This window comes from Eubacterium sp. MSJ-33 (assembly GCF_022174665.1).
Lineage (GTDB): Bacteria > Bacillota > Clostridia > Lachnospirales > Lachnospiraceae > Coprococcus_C.
Genome location: NZ_CP076562.1, coordinates 509,902 through 525,076, shown reverse-complemented (window position 1 = coordinate 525,076; position 15,175 = coordinate 509,902). Strand labels below are relative to the sequence as shown.

General features: G+C 41.9%; 14 protein-coding genes. 1 reads left to right on the top strand and 13 read right to left on the bottom strand.

Annotation, left to right across the window (positions count from 1 at the left end; translation table 11 throughout):
• Nucleotides 1-98: 98 nt before the first annotated feature.
• The 13 genes from KP625_RS02405 to gap all read right to left on the bottom strand — a co-directional run bounded on the left by KP625_RS02405 (nt 99) and on the right by gap (nt 14,104).
• Nucleotides 99-938 (bottom strand): hypothetical protein, encoded by an 840-nt coding sequence (locus tag KP625_RS02405; RefSeq protein WP_238299086.1) that lies wholly within the window; start codon nt 936-938, stop codon nt 99-101.
• 39 nt (nt 939-977) lie between these two features.
• On the bottom strand, nt 978-2,528 hold the full coding sequence (locus KP625_RS02400) for a COG1361 S-layer family protein (protein WP_238299085.1): 1,551 nt from the start codon (nt 2,526-2,528) through the stop codon (nt 978-980).
• Nucleotides 2,525-3,196: an ABC transporter ATP-binding protein gene (locus tag KP625_RS02395; protein WP_238299084.1), complete on the bottom strand. Its 672-nt coding sequence runs from the start codon at nt 3,194-3,196 to the stop codon at nt 2,525-2,527. The genes KP625_RS02400 and KP625_RS02395 overlap by 4 nt, the downstream gene beginning before the upstream one ends.
• Nucleotides 3,197-3,271: 75 nt before the next feature.
• On the bottom strand, nt 3,272-4,168 hold the full coding sequence (locus KP625_RS02390) for a hypothetical protein (protein WP_238299083.1): 897 nt from the start codon (nt 4,166-4,168) through the stop codon (nt 3,272-3,274).
• Nucleotides 4,161-4,763, bottom strand: a complete 603-nt coding sequence (locus KP625_RS02385) for a hypothetical protein (RefSeq protein ID WP_238299082.1) — start codon at nt 4,761-4,763, stop codon at nt 4,161-4,163. The genes KP625_RS02390 and KP625_RS02385 overlap by 8 nt, the downstream gene beginning before the upstream one ends.
• Nucleotides 4,764-4,784: 21 nt before the next feature.
• Nucleotides 4,785-6,431: a DUF6034 family protein gene (locus KP625_RS02380; RefSeq protein WP_238299081.1), complete on the bottom strand. Its 1,647-nt coding sequence runs from the start codon at nt 6,429-6,431 to the stop codon at nt 4,785-4,787.
• A gap of 565 nt (nt 6,432-6,996) precedes the next feature.
• The gene (locus KP625_RS02375) at nt 6,997-8,421 is read right to left on the bottom strand and encodes a sensor histidine kinase (protein ID WP_238299080.1); all 1,425 of its coding nucleotides are present in this window, start codon (nt 8,419-8,421) and stop codon (nt 6,997-6,999) included.
• A gap of 1 nt (nt 8,422) precedes the next feature.
• Nucleotides 8,423-9,085, bottom strand: a complete 663-nt coding sequence (locus KP625_RS02370) for a response regulator transcription factor (protein WP_238299079.1) — start codon at nt 9,083-9,085, stop codon at nt 8,423-8,425.
• On the bottom strand, nt 9,051-9,599 hold the full coding sequence (gene pgaD, locus KP625_RS02365; RefSeq protein WP_238299078.1) for a poly-beta-1,6-N-acetyl-D-glucosamine biosynthesis protein PgaD: 549 nt from the start codon (nt 9,597-9,599) through the stop codon (nt 9,051-9,053). Before pgaD ends, KP625_RS02370 begins: the two co-directional genes overlap by 35 nt.
• Before the next feature lies 1 nt (nt 9,600).
• Nucleotides 9,601-10,818 carry a poly-beta-1,6-N-acetyl-D-glucosamine synthase gene (pgaC, locus tag KP625_RS02360; RefSeq protein ID WP_238299077.1) on the bottom strand — a complete coding sequence of 406 codons (1,218 nt, stop codon included), beginning with the start codon at nt 10,816-10,818 and terminating at the stop codon, nt 9,601-9,603.
• A 180-nt stretch (nt 10,819-10,998) separates the two neighbouring features.
• Nucleotides 10,999-11,745, bottom strand: coding sequence for a triose-phosphate isomerase (gene tpiA, locus KP625_RS02355; protein WP_021985422.1), 747 nt, complete (start codon nt 11,743-11,745; stop codon nt 10,999-11,001).
• A 23-nt stretch (nt 11,746-11,768) separates the two neighbouring features.
• Complete coding sequence (locus KP625_RS02350) at nt 11,769-12,983, bottom strand: phosphoglycerate kinase (RefSeq protein ID WP_238299076.1); 1,215 nt, start codon at nt 12,981-12,983, stop codon at nt 11,769-11,771.
• 98 nt (nt 12,984-13,081) lie between these two features.
• Nucleotides 13,082-14,104, bottom strand: a complete 1,023-nt coding sequence (gene gap / locus KP625_RS02345) for a type I glyceraldehyde-3-phosphate dehydrogenase (protein ID WP_021985420.1) — start codon at nt 14,102-14,104, stop codon at nt 13,082-13,084.
• 250 nt (nt 14,105-14,354) lie between these two features.
• Between gap and KP625_RS02340 the strand changes: the two genes are divergently transcribed.
• Nucleotides 14,355-15,173, top strand: coding sequence for a histidinol-phosphatase HisJ family protein (locus KP625_RS02340; RefSeq protein ID WP_238299075.1), 819 nt, complete (start codon nt 14,355-14,357; stop codon nt 15,171-15,173).
• Nucleotides 15,174-15,175: the final 2 nt, after the last annotated feature.

Sequence of the window (15,175 nt, the reverse complement as noted above, 5' to 3'; positions counted from 1 at the left end):
ATGCACCTTGTATAAACAACTTATAATCTTGCATAAACAACCAATTGAATTTCAAGAGGAAAATACACTTTATGTAATTTTCTATAAAAGAAAGACCACTATTTTTTTAGTGGCCTTACTGCATACCTACGCAAGGAAATTGATGCAATCAAACATGTTATTATCAATAACAGTTCAAATTTCATTTGAATAAATAACCGGTCAAGTTCCGATTGTGTCCGATAGATTTCCAGTGTGTTATCGTTTGAGAAAGATAAATTCGATGCAAGAGTAAGCACCCTTTGACTTTGATCCTGTCTGGCTATCTGAATACGCAGATTTCCGGTTTTTTTGAGTATAACCGGATCTCCGATGGCACATATAAACGGTACATCTCCTCCAATATCCGTCCGTATAATCCGCGCAGTTTGGCTATTTTCTGACTGTGATGCAATACCATCATCATCTGTTGCTGAATCTGTGTGATGACTTTTCGCAATGGAAGAAGTATAGGTGACTGTGATCTCATCTGTCTGAATCGGTGTGACATTCTGTGACAGACTCTGACGGATCTGCTCGTATGCGGCAGTATTGGCATAATAGGTCATCATTGAGCTTTCCTGTGAGATGCCGTAAACTTCCTGTATATACGCCTCGCTCAAAAGTTCCGCCTCAAATGATGTTGTATTCGTCTGATATGTCACTATAACAGAATCACTTACATCATAGCTTACGGCTGTGACACCATCGATTTCCCGTATCTGCTGTACTTTGCTGTCTGTCAAAACCTGATCATTTCCAATCAGTTTGAATTCTTCTTTTGTCCGAGAATTTTTTGAATAGTGCAAGCCGTCCCTAATCAGGGAACCGCAGCAGACACCAATTGCAATTACATATAAAATTATAATCTTCACTGCATCCTGCTGTCGTCGCAGACGCAGAAACTCTCGTATCTTCATAGTCTGTCTAATCTCTCCACACAGATATCTCCGGAATATCTATTCCGTGTCATCTTCCTCCTGCTTCTTAAGGCGTATTTTCCGTACGATAATCATACCTGCGGCAGCAATGATACAGCCGAGCACAACCGCCATAATCACCCACCACTGATTTGTATCATCCGGTACTGTCTGTTCTTTCTGATCTGAAAAAGGTGATTTGATTGTTGTCGTAAATGTTGCTGATTCTGTATATTCTTTGCCACTTTCATCTTCATAGTAGTAAGTAATTGTTCCGTCTGTGGTTCCATACATCTTATTTCCGGACAACGAGCTGACTGTCACCTGCGTACTTCCGCTTGCAGCAGTTCCAGCTTCCATATCTCCGATAAAAATCGTGCCTTGAGGTTTCAGACCATCTGCTGCAATCTCAGCACGCACATTATAAATCCTGCTTCGACTCAAGTTCATCGCCTGTACCTTTGCTTCCACAACATCGGAAACGACAACTTTCTCAGGAAAATTCAGTGTATCAAATTTCATCTCAGAGGATTGCTGTACTGTAATCTTAGCCTTACCGGAAGTAGAATATGTATTTCCATCGCCGTCCGCGTAGTCCATGGCGAGTTCTAAATCATATTGACCGGCAGCAGTCTTCGCATTTACCCGATAAGAAAAGGAAATCGTTGTTTTCTCCTGCGGAGCGATCTTTTCTATATAGACACTATCGGACTGACTCAGCAGGGTAAAACTCTCTGTATCTGCAGTCACAGCTACCGTCATATTCTTCACAGTATTTTCCTTACTTGTGTTTAGCAATGTGATCTCTGCCGTAATCTCATCGCCGGATAAAATCTCATCCTTTGAGAATTTATATGACTCCACCATGACCTTCGGTGCAAAAGTCGGAAGGTCTTCGGCTACAGGCTCTACCACGGCTTCCGTCGTTGCATCCGGATCGATACCATCACTGATCGTCACATACGTGGTAAATTCCTGCTCTACCGCACTGCCCTTTGCATCCTTTGCCGTGGCCTTCAGGATCACCGGGTAGGAGCCGTTGTTTCGTTTTTTCTTTAATTCAACCGTAAAATCCGCTACATAAGCAGAAACCTCTTTGGTATCTGCATTCACCTTGACGGTCTGCAGCTTGATATCCTTCTCGTAGTTCTTAAATACGAACGGTGCTGTCTGGGCGTCGCCTAAGTCAAGCGCCGCCCGTAATGTGTTCCCCCGAAGTTCCCCTTCACTGAGTATAGGAAATACAATGCGGACCGAGCCGTTGGCATTGGTTGGCACATAGCCCTGTGCATAGGGTTTTTCCATGCCGTCGTACTGGTTCTCATTGTCGATGTTCAATGTCACTGCCTCGCTCTGCGTATCTTTGTCATCTTTTATATTTGTGTCTGCCTGTGTCGTTGCCGGCTCCTGTGTCGTTGGCTGGGCAGGATCAGCCTGCACTGCGGTATAGGATACCATCTGCATGGCATACATATGGATATCCGTCTGACCGGATGCTGCAAACACGCTTCCTGCCGGAGATAGTCCCATACACATCGTTGCCGCGATCGTCATCGCAAGTATTTTTGTTGCTATATGCTTTCGTTTCATTTCCAGTCCTCCATTTCATGTACACAGTCACACAACATCTCGATATCCTGTGCATTATGGCTTGCCAGCATAATTGCTTTGCCACTTTCCTTCAGGGATAATAAGAGCTGCCGCATCTCCGCGACACCCGCTTTGTCAAGTCCGTTAAATGGCTCATCCAAGATCAGCACGTCCGGATTCTCCATAATTGCCTGTGCAATGCCAAGTCTCTGCCGCATACCGAGTGAATATTTCGAAACCGGTTTTTTCATCTTTGGATTTAAGCCGACGCGCTGCAAAGTCTGAATAATCTCGTTTTTACCAATCCGCCCTTTTAAATCCGCTAAAATCTTCAGGTTCTTGTATCCACTTAACCCGGGCAGAAATCCCGGTGTCTCGATGATCACACCGAGCTTGTCCGGGAAATCGCATTCCTTCCCGATGCGGATGCCCCCGACATGAATCTGCCCCTTGTCCGGATGCATAAACCCGCAGATGCATTTCATCAGCACGGTTTTTCCGCTTCCGTTATTTCCAACGACGCCGTAGATCTTTCCCGGTGGAATCTCCAGATTCACATCGACTAACACCTGCTCTTTCCCGAAAGATTTATAGACATGTTCTACGACGATTCCCTGTTTACGTTCGTTTGTTTTTTCATTCTTATTTTCATTTCTGGTTTCTTCCATCTATGAACCTCTTTCTCACGTGACAACAAATCATTTTTCTAAAATGTACGCATAAACTGCCACGAAATCCATCCATTACCGCATCTGTGTTCCAGTAAAATTAAATGTATACCGTCTTATCCGAAGCAGACATAACAGGAATACAAGCACTGCCACCCCTGCAAAAAATACATACGACACCCATAGTTTGGGCAGATTATCATAGCCGAAGCTATGCATGTAATACGTGGCATGATTGAGCGGCGATATCCAGCCGAATATGATATTGGCATACCGCGATTGCACCGCCGGGATATGCAGAATATCCGACAGTGTATCCGGTGTAAGCAGAAACCCGAATCCCGAATAGATGATACCTGCGATCATGCCGCCGTTGTCTTTCACCATATTGAAAAATAATATGATTCCCGCCATCACGATTGAATACCCAAGCATCAGTCCAAATATGTGGAACATCACCTGATACGGGAAATTCAACTCCATCACCTTCACGAACGATGGCACATTCAGCTCATAACCGATGTCCGAATACCCAAGCACTGCCGCTGTATCGCTCCACATATTTGCCACAAATGCCTGACTGCTTGCCAAGATACAGGTAGAAAGCAGGATAAAGCAAAGGAAGAAAAACGTTGCAAGAATCAGATACAGAATCTGCCCGAGCACCCACACCTTTCTGTCAATCCGTACCAGAAAAAGCGGGACATCATTTCCAAGGTTCGGCATCTCGGCAAACAATAAAAGCAATAACAACGAGATAATCAGCACCGATTGTGCATCACCAAACGTCCAGATAAACGGCTCTGCCAACTGAAGGATCGTGTCATGCTCCTTTGCAAACACAAGCACTTTGTCAGAAAGCAGGAAACTTACGATAAATGCAAGGCAGAACGCGAGGATAATCTGCGGATTCTTCTTCCATCTTCTGAAATTTGCAAATGCGGTAAGCAGAATCTGTCTTAGCTTATACACGTTCGATGCACCTCCTTACCGTATTGTAATAGATTAAAAAAAGCAGAATCGACAGACCGGTGAGCAGGATCACAATACCCTGTTCGTCAAAAATCCAGTTATGCTGAAACTGGATCCACTCATATGGATACAGACAGTAAATCTCTTCGAAATACCGATCATGCAGGATCACAAGTATGTAATAGATCACAAAACTTCCGCCATACGCGATATACCGGCTGTTCGAGATGGCTGCAAGTGTTGCGGAAAGCAGTGCCCACACCATTGCCGAGGAGAAAATGAGCATTGGTTTTAAAGCTACGGCATTCTTGGCAAAACGCAGATATAACAGGCATGGAAGCATCTCGACCAATCCACCTGCAATTCCACATGCGAAGAATTTGCCACAGATATAAGATGTTATTCCGCATCTTGGCAGATAAGCCTTGATATATCCGCTCTGGTAATCAGCAAGCCATGCAGTTGCATACGGAAACGTGGATATGACAGGAACGGTCACCCGGAATAACTCCGAGTCACCGCCCGCTTTCCACAGGATCAGTAGTTCCAGTATAAATCCTGCAAGAAATCCTTTTGAAATTATCGCTCGTTTCATGTCTGTCTCAAAACTGTTCATTTAATACCCCAGATCTTTATCAATGACGGTTCCATCGATTGCGTTGACAGACATGATGATAGCGTCATGTACCTCATATCCATACTGGTCGGTTTTCGTTCCGATAAAATCCCAGACCGGAACTAACAGTCCGGTATCAAAGCTGTCCTTCTCGCTGATTCTTGTATAACGAAGCTTCACAGAATCAATATCAATCGTTACATTTCCTTCCGTTGCATCTTCTGACTCCACGGCATTCATCGTCACAACCATCTGCTCAAAGATATCCTTGATCTCATCAAAATTCTTTAATGTTGATTTTTCTACAACTGTTTCTGTAACAGTAAGTGGCGTCATATAATCAAATCCGACGATTCCATCATCATTCACAAACACTGCGATATCTTCTGCAGTCCAAAGCATCTTTTTATAACTGTCTCCCTGCCATTCATCGACGATTTTTCCGCCACCATCATTATTCACGAAAACACCATCCATACATCTCTGATACCGGAACGCATAGACATTTCGATATGGTGTTGCACCTAACTCCTGCTGGATATCCAAATTACGATTATATTCTGTTACTTCACTGATCAAACCGCCATTATAATATGCAAATTCAGTCAAACCGAGCTCGTTTAAAAATGCATCTGCCTTCTCTCTGGCTTCTGTCTCGGAAATTGTTGTTTTATCCTTTTGATTTTCAACAAAATCATCGGCTGTTTTTTGTTCATCATATAATTCGCTATTAATAGCATCAATCGGAACGCCTTCTTCTTTCGGCCATACCCATCTGGCTTCCCGCGTTGCAAAATTATATTCCGGCTTTACAATCTCCGAATAAAAATCTCCATCCATAACAGATGAACCAACACCGATATATCCGAGTCTTGAACTGCGATACCGGATTAGATTTCCATAATTTAAATTGTTCTGCAGATACAAAGACTGATAGGAACCATTGGCTGCATCATTAATCCCATAAAAGATGCTGGAATCTGCACCTTCAAATGAATTTTGCCATTGATAATATCCATTGTCCGGATTCTGAGCAAGCAATTCTTCTATACTGTGGATTTGATTGTCGGATGGATTTGCTGTGTAATTAATCGCATCATCCGAATTTTCATATTCTTCCTGTAGACTGTCCAGACGATCCTGAACTTCCTGTATCAAAACCTCTTTGTCGCTTTCGGAGTACAATCCGTTTGTATCATTTTCATATTCTGCAATTGAGTTTCTGCTTTCCTGCATTTCTGTCTCAATATCCGCTTTCGTTCTCTGATTCAGAACAGTTCCATCGTACAGCTTCTGATCCTGGAATAATAAACCACGAAGCTTATCCAGAAAATCCTGATCAAACTTCTTCTGCTCTACCCGGAAGATGGACAACTGACTTGTATCCGGGATGTCCACCTGTGCATCCGCATGTACAGTTACATGCAGATTATCATCCTGGATATCTGTCTGATACGTATCATAATTTTTTGCAACCTCTGCCACTTCCGTTGTTGCCGCCTGTGTGTCCTGCGCCTGTTCAATCATATTATCCATATCCTTATTGGACACGATTTCCTTCTCCGGACTTTTCTGACAACCTGCAAATAACGATGCAGTCAGCGCAGCCACTAGGAAGATTCCTGCAAAACGTTTATATTTTCTCATGTTGATTATTCCTTTCAGCTTAATATTATTTTTAGTGTGTCTTATTGATATTTATCTGACTTTTTCAAGTATAATAAATATGTTTCCCTGTATGTTGATGTTATGTTAACACTTTACACCGCATCGAGTATTCATCATTTTTTAAACAATTTGTAAATTCGTACTGAAATGGGGAATTTCCGTTTTGTGTTTTTCTGCTTACTTTTCTCTTCAAAAACCCACGACGTGTGTTTTTTCACTTGTTTTTTCCTCTCCACACCCAATTTTCGCTATGGAACTTCTCAATCAGCTTCCGGTTTGTGTTTTTCTGCTTGATTTTCTCTTCAAAAACCCACGACGTGTGTTTTTTCACTTGTTTTTTCCTCCCTACACCCATTTTCCGCTATGGAGCCTCTCGATGAGAATCGCTTATATATAAATCAGCTACATAAAAAATGACATATCCAGAGGAATCCTCCGAATATGCCATTGAATCAACCAATTCCCAATATCATATATCAAAATTACGCACATACATATCACAAGTATGACATTCCCAAATATAATCGCCATCTCACTCGAACGATCACACCGGAAAATTCAAAATCATCGTCGTGCCTTTTCCTTCTCCGCTTTCAATTGCCAATGCTACACTATGCTGTTTCAAAATCAATGCTGTAAGCGCCAGTCCAAGCCCTGCACCGCCATTTTTCCGACTGCGTGACTTGTCAATCATATAAAACGGCTCCAATATCTTCTTTTTCTCGTCTTCCGGGATTCCACATCCCGTATCTTGTACCAGAATCTGATGATTCTTCGCAATCAGTCGGATCGTATCTCCCTGGCTGCTTGCTTTCACAGCATTATCAACGAGATTTATAAGCACCTCCGTCATCAGATCCTCCTCTACCATGAAACATTCTCCGTGTTCTTCATACAGAAGTCTTATATCTTTTGACTCCAATAGTTTCCGACATAACCGTTTTGTTCGTTCAAAAAGCTTTTTTACCGATATCTTGTGCAGCTCCAGTTTCTGTTCGGAATCCAATTCCAGCAGCCGCAGCATTTTCTTCGATAATCGCTCTAAACGTTTGCATTCTTCGTCTATATAAGTAAGCGCTTCCTGCTCATCTTCCTCGTCCAGACGTACCGTCAATAACGTCTGAGCATAGCCGGATATTGCAGCTAACGGTGTTTTTAACTCATGAGTAAGATTCCCCATAAAAAGTGTCTTCTGTTGTTCTGACTCTTCCAATGATTTTGTCCGTATCTCTACTGCTTCCGCCATCTGATTAAATGTTGTGCCAAGTGTTGCAATCTCATTTTTTCCCCTGACATTCACACGTTTATCATAACTTCCCTTTGCAATATCGGATGCTGTCTCATTCAACTCCTTCAAAGACCGAAGGCTGTGCTTAAGAATCGCTGATATAATCCCCGCCATTACAAGAAGCACAAAAAATGTAATGATTGCCATATAGATAGCCAGATTCTGCATTCTTTGGTCAACATAATCAATACTGGTAACATGATAGAGATTTATATATCCGGATGTTGAATAATAATAAATCAAATACTTTGCTCCATTATACCGGATTTCTGCATAGGAAAAATCTGAGTTCTGGAATTGATGAAACTCCAGTGACAGCAGATACTCCTCTGTAAAAATCGTATGATTATACACAAAATATGCATGTTCCGGTGTGACGCGATACTCTCCATTCTTCGATTCTCCAAATCGCATACAAATGGCATATTCATCCTGATATGTTTTAAAAAAATACTGTAATCTGGAGTCAAGAATCTGATCTTCTGAGCGAATGGATCCATCTTTCATATTAAATTCCATTGCATAGGCATTGATCAGATTATAGGTTTCACTTAATGCTTTGGTCTGTGCTTCCTTTTGCATATTCCGATGTTCCGCGTTCCATACAAACAAATCAACCACAAGTGTTGCCACAAAAACTGCTATACAGCAAAGCCATGTAATCCACGTTTGAAGCTTCAACTTACTCCTCCAATCTGTATCCGAGCTTTGATACGGTCTTAATATGATCAGCCAGATTCAGTTTCTTCCGAAGCTGTCCGATATGAACATCAACGGTACGTGTCTCGCCCACATATTCGACACCCCAGACCATGCGAAGCAGATTCTCCCTGGATATCGCACGGTTTTTGTTCCTGGCAAGTACTGCCAGAAGTTCAAATTCCATCGGTTTTAGTGATACTTCTTTGCCATCCTGCCGGACGATATGCTGTTCAAAGTCAATCTCCAGATTCAGCACCGATAATGTATGCTCTTCCGGCTTTGTACGGGCAAGCACCTTCTCAATCCTTACTAAAAGCTCCAACACCTCAAACGGCTTTACAATATAATCTTCCGCGCCGCCCTTTAAGCCCTGGATCTTCGACGCCAGATCATCCTTTGCTGTTAAGAAGATAACCGGAATTCCATACTCCCGCACGATTGGAAGCAATGTGAATCCATCCATGCCCGGAACCATCACGTCTAACAATGCAAGATCATACGCATGATCCTGCGCTAAACCCTTTGCTGCTTCCGATCCATCTTCATAAATCACCGTATCATAATTTGCGACGCGAAGATTCATCGCAATCATCTTCGCAATCGCTGTCTCATCTTCTACGATTAAGATTCTTGTTTTTTGCATGCTTCTTCTCCTTTTTGTGTTTCTCTCGCCCCATACCCAGATCATCCGGGATAATATTATGTTCCAAAACAATCATACGTCGTTCCTGCATTGCATGAACCAGATTCGCATCAAGATGAAATGTTTCCTCGATCTCATCGTTCGTAACTGGCGGACGAAATCTCCGTCTATGCAGCCTGCCATATTTACGTTTGTTATAATTTTTCCAGAATATAAAAAGCACAACAAATATCAGTGCCGCAATAAACAAAATACGAAAATAATGTTCAATCGTGAGAACCATATCCCGCGTATACACATAAAATTCCGGTAAATACCAATCGTTCCGAATTGCAAGCGCACCATAAACCAGATAGATAACATAGGAAAGCAAGATTCCCCATGCAAGAATCGTGATAATCCATTCTACAACCTTTTTCCATGTCTTCTGTTTTCCGTAGATCAGATGCTCCTGTATATCATATTCTGCCTTCTGCGGTAATGGATTCGTAAAATCTTCCCGATTCTCATTCATATTATTCCAACCCCCGATCCGGACTATCCCATACAGCTTTTTTCTTTCTTTTTCGGAACATAGATGGCAATGCACATATCACAATAATTGCATTAATATACCAATACAAAAAAGGATACCAGATTGCAACAATGCCGTTTCGCAACAGATTCTTATCATATTTGCTGTCGAGGATCATTGCAACTACAAATTGTATCATACAAACTACAGACAAGAATAAACTCTTCCATATGTACGGAAGTGCATACCATTTTCCGAAAAAAATCCATCCAAGAATTAATAATATCAATGTAAAAAGCCAACAGATTGCCCAGACAATCGAAGTAATCTGCTCCAGATAGACAAGAATCATTCTTCTCGTCTTCCAATGCCTAACCACATCATAATGACGACGCAATATTTCCATACCACCCTGCGACCATCGTTTTCTCTGTTTGAACAGTCCTTTGACCGTCTCCGGAACCAGCATCATGCAGAGTGCATTTGGCTCATAGCGGACATCCCAGAAATTCTTCTCCAGTTTCCAGGTGACACCGATGTCTTCTGTAATCATATCACGATCCCATAGGTTACAGTCCAAAAGTGCCCGCTTGCGGAATGCAACTACAACACCGGAAACCGTCATAACCTTTCCCCATACACGTTGTGTCCGTTTGATCAAACTGACAATACTTGCATATTCACACAACTGCAGTTTTGCCAGCAAAGAACTACGATTTCTGACACGTGGATTTCCTGTGACAGCACCGACACGTTCTCCGTTATACGGGTTCGTAAAATGTGGAACTATATAATTAAGTGCATCTGGCATCAGATAAGAATCTGAATCAACCCCCATCAGAATCTCTCCTTTTGCAGCAATCAGTCCAAGATAAAGTGCATTTGCTTTTCCATTATTTTCTTTCAGATCTACAAACCGTAATCTGCGATATTTTGGCAACAGACTTTGAATCACTTCCGAAGTATTATCACTGCTTCCATCATTGATTGCTATAATCTCATAATTCGGATATTTCAGCTTGGATAATTCCATTACTGTATGTGCAATTGTTTCTGCCTCATTATAGCAAGGCACAAGTATCGACACCATCGGTGTCTCATAAAGCGGTAAAGGTCCCCTGCGTTCGTTCCCAAAGTAAAATAAGATACCACCAACTACCCATGCCACAGACATCAGCGCGGGATACCAAAATACAAACTCCTCAATTACATGTAGCATTTAAAATCACGTCCCATCTTTTTGATAATAGATTCATTTGTTTTTACTATATTTTTTTCGGTAAAGTAAACGATTTTGTTAATAAAAAATCCTGCTTCTGCATGAAAGATCACACAAAAGCAGGATTAATTATATTCGTAAATTTATAACATGACAAGTAAATTATTTGTAAATTACTTATTATGCATTTACAACCTGACCGAACTCAGCCTTCAGAGAAGCACCACCGATCAGACCACCATCAATGTTTGGCTTTGCAAGAAGCTCCTTCGCATTGCCGGCGTTCATAGAACCGCCATACTGAATACGAACTGCTTCTGCTGTATCTGTATCATAAACCTCAGCGATGAGTTCACGGATACCCTTACATACTTCCTCAGCCTGATCAGATGTAGCTGTCTTACCTGTACCGATTGCCCAGATTGGCTCGTAAGCAATTACAAGGTTCTTTACATCATCTGCTGCAACGCCTGCAAGGTCAGACTTGATCTGAAGTCTGATCCAATCCATTGTTACGCCCATCTCTCTCTGCTCAAGTGTCTCACCACAGCAAAGGATTGGTGTAAGTCCGGAAGCGATTGCCTTCTTAACCTTCTTATTCAGGAATGCATCGTCTTCCTTGAAGTACTCACGACGCTCTGAATGTCCGATGATTACATACTTCACGCCTGCATCTACAAGCATTGGTGCACTGATCTCACCTGTGTAAGCACCCTTGTCCTCAATGTAGAAGTTCTCAGCACCAACCTGTACGTTTGTGCCCTTAACAGCTTCAACAACAGGAACGATGTCAATAGCTGGTACACAGTAAACTACGTCTACGTCATCATTCACTACAAGTGGCTTTAACTCCTCAACAAGCTTTACAGCCTCTGATGGAGTCATATTCATCTTCCAGTTACCTGCAATAATTCTCTTTCTTGCCATTTTTCTTATCTCCTAAAATAAAATTATTTGTCATTAGCTGCTGCTACACCAGGCAGTTCCTTACCCTCAAGGAACTCAAGAGAAGCACCACCACCTGTTGAGATGTGGCTCATCTTGTCACCATAACCAAGCTGGTTAACAGCTGCTGCAGAATCACCACCACCGATAATTGTTGTAGCGTCTGTCTCAGCAAGTGCTGCTGCAACTGCCTTTGTACCTGTTGCAAGAACCGGGTTCTCGAATACACCCATAGGTCCGTTCCATACAACTGTCTTAGCTGTCTTAACAGCCTCAGAGTAAAGCTCGATTGTCTTAGGTCCGATATCGCAGCCTTCCTTAGATGCATCCATCTTATCTGCATCACAGATTGTTGTAGCGATTGTTGGATCGTCGATTGGGTTAGGGAAATCATCGATCATAACAGAGTCTACCGGGAGCAGAAGCTTCTTGCCAAGCTTCTCAGCCTTCTCCATCATTTCCTTACAGTAGTCAAGCTTTGTCTCGTCAACAAGTGACTTACCAATCTCATATCCCTTAGCCTTCAAGAATGTGTATGCCATACCACCACCGATGATGAGTGTATCGCACTTCTCAAGAAGGTTAGAGATGACGTTCAGCTTATCAGCAACCTTTGCACCACCAAGGATAGCAACGAAAGGTCTTACCGGATTCTCAACTGCGTTTCCAAGGAAATCGATTTCCTTCTGCATCAGATATCCAACAACGGCTGTATCAACAAGTGCAGCTACACCAACGTTTGAGCAGTGTGCTCTGTGAGCTGTACCAAATGCATCGTTTACGAATACGTCACAGATGCTTGCAAGATCCTTGGAGAAAGCCTCACCGTTCTTTGTCTCTTCTGCTCTGAAACGTGTATTCTCAAGAAGAATAACCTCGCCGTCCTTCATAGCGTCTACAGCTGCGCGAACTGTATCGTCAACAACCTCTAAACTTGGTACAAACTTTACTTCCTGACCAAGGAGTTCAGAAAGTCTCTTTGCAACCGGTGCAAGAGTCTTTGTCTGCTTGTCTTCCTCTGTCTTAACCTTTCCAAGGTGTGAACAAAGGATTACCTTACCGCCATCAGCGATCAGCTTCTTGATTGTTGGAAGAGCTGCAACCAGACGGTTCTCATCTGTGATCTCTCCGTTCTTCAAAGGTACGTTAAAGTCGCATCTGCAAAGAACACGAAGTCCCTTTACGTTGATATCATCAACAGATTTCTTATTTAATGACATTATTAAATCCTCCTGAATTTTGAAATGATAAAAATAAGGGTCCGGTCCAATTAAGACCGGACCCTTGTAGGTCTTCTCTAAAAGAGTCTGACTGAAGATTAAGCCAACTCAGCGAAGTACTTGATTGTTCTAACCATCTGGCTTGTGTATGAGTTCTCGTTATCATACCAAGAAACAACCTGAACTTCATAAAGATCGTCAGCGATCTGAGCTACCATTGTCTGTGTAGCATCGAAGAGTGAACCATATCTCATACCAACGATATCTGAAGAAACGATCTGCTCCTCATTGTAACCATAAGACTCAGAAGCTGCAGCCTTCATAGCAGCATTGATGCCTTCCTTAGTTACGTCCTTACCCTTAACAACTGCTGTAAGGATTGTTGTAGAACCTGTAGGTACAGGAACTCTCTGTGCAGAACCGATAAGCTTTCCGTTAAGCTCTGGGATAACAAGACCGATAGCCTTAGCTGCACCTGTTGAGTTAGGAACGATATTAACTGCTGCTGCACGAGCACGTCTGAAGTCGCCCTTTCTGTGTGGTCCATCAAGTACCATCTGATCACCTGTGTAAGCGTGGATTGTAGACATGATACCTGACTGGATTGGAGCGTAATCGTTAAGTGCCTTAGCCATAGGAGCAAGACAGTTTGTTGTACAAGAAGCTGCAGAGATGATCTTGTCATCAGCTGTAAGTGTGTTCTCGTTTACGCTATATACGATTGTAGGAAGATCATTACCAGCTGGAGCTGAAATAACTACCTTCTTAGCACCTGCATCGATATGAGCCTGTGACTTAGCCTTTGATACATAGAAACCTGTACACTCAAGTACAACGTCTACATCAAGCTCTCCCCATGGAAGATTCTTAGCATCTGCCTCAGCATAGATCTTAAGTGTCTTACCACAAACTGTGATTGTACCTGCTTCATCATCAGCAGAAACCTGATCTGCATACTGATACTTACCCTGTGATGAATCATACTTCAAAAGGTGAGCAAGCATTGAAGGCTTTGTCAAGTCGTTGATTGCAACTACTTCATAACCTTCTGCGTCAAACATCTGTCTGAATGCAAGACGTCCGATACGTCCAAAACCATTAATTGCTACTTTTACTGCCATTTTTTAATCCTCCTAAGTTTTAATTATTAAGATTTAAATACTGCATGGCTGCAGTAATTCATCTAAAAACTTACATCGAATATCATAACTTCTTTTATAGCAAAATTCAAGCCTATTTTTTGTAATTTTTTTCAAAAAATGAGTGTTTCTCCAATTTTATTGGATTTTATAAGATTATACGGTATAATTGACAAGTAAATAAATGAAATTTATAAAAACCAGAAATACATTACAGGAGGATACGCATATAATGTTTCCAGATTATCATTTCCATACAGATTTTTCCAGTGACTGCGATGAATCAATATATTCTGTAATTGAATCTGCAAGAAAAAAAGGGCTGTCTTCTCTCTGTGTCACAGATCATTATGACATGGACTTTCCGGTCCGTCCGGAAGAGCCGGAAATGGATTTTGACCTTGATATCGCAGACTATTATAAAAACTATCATCAGTTATCAGAAACTCTCGCTCCGGACTTTGACCTTCGTATCGGAGTGGAACTTGGTGTGATGCCATCCACAACAAATAAACTGAATGCCTTTGTACAGGCACATCCTGAACTTGATTTTACTATCTGCAGTCTCCATGTTGTAGATGGAATGGATCCCTATTATCCGGAATATTTTGAAGGAAAAGAAGACCTTACAGCGTATCGGCATTATTTTGAAACACTCCTTGATTGTGTAAAAGAATTTGATAATTTTAATGTCTGCGGACATCTTGATTATATTGTCCGTTATGGGAAAACAAAGGCTGAACTTTTTGATATTCATGATTATTCAGATATATTTTATGAATTATTTCAGATTCTGGTATCCCGTGGTCAGGGAATCGAGATCAATACCGGAAGTTTGTACCGTGGGCTGTCCTTCCCACACCCGCATCCGGACATCTTGAAAATGTACAAGGATGCAGGCGGAGAAATCGTCACGATTGGAAGCGATGCCCACCATGCAGAACATATTGCATATGGATTTGATACGGCAAAAGAATTATTACTTTCCAACGGGTTCCGTTATTTTACGACCTTCAAAGAGAAAAAACCTGAATTTCATAAGATTGTTTAATC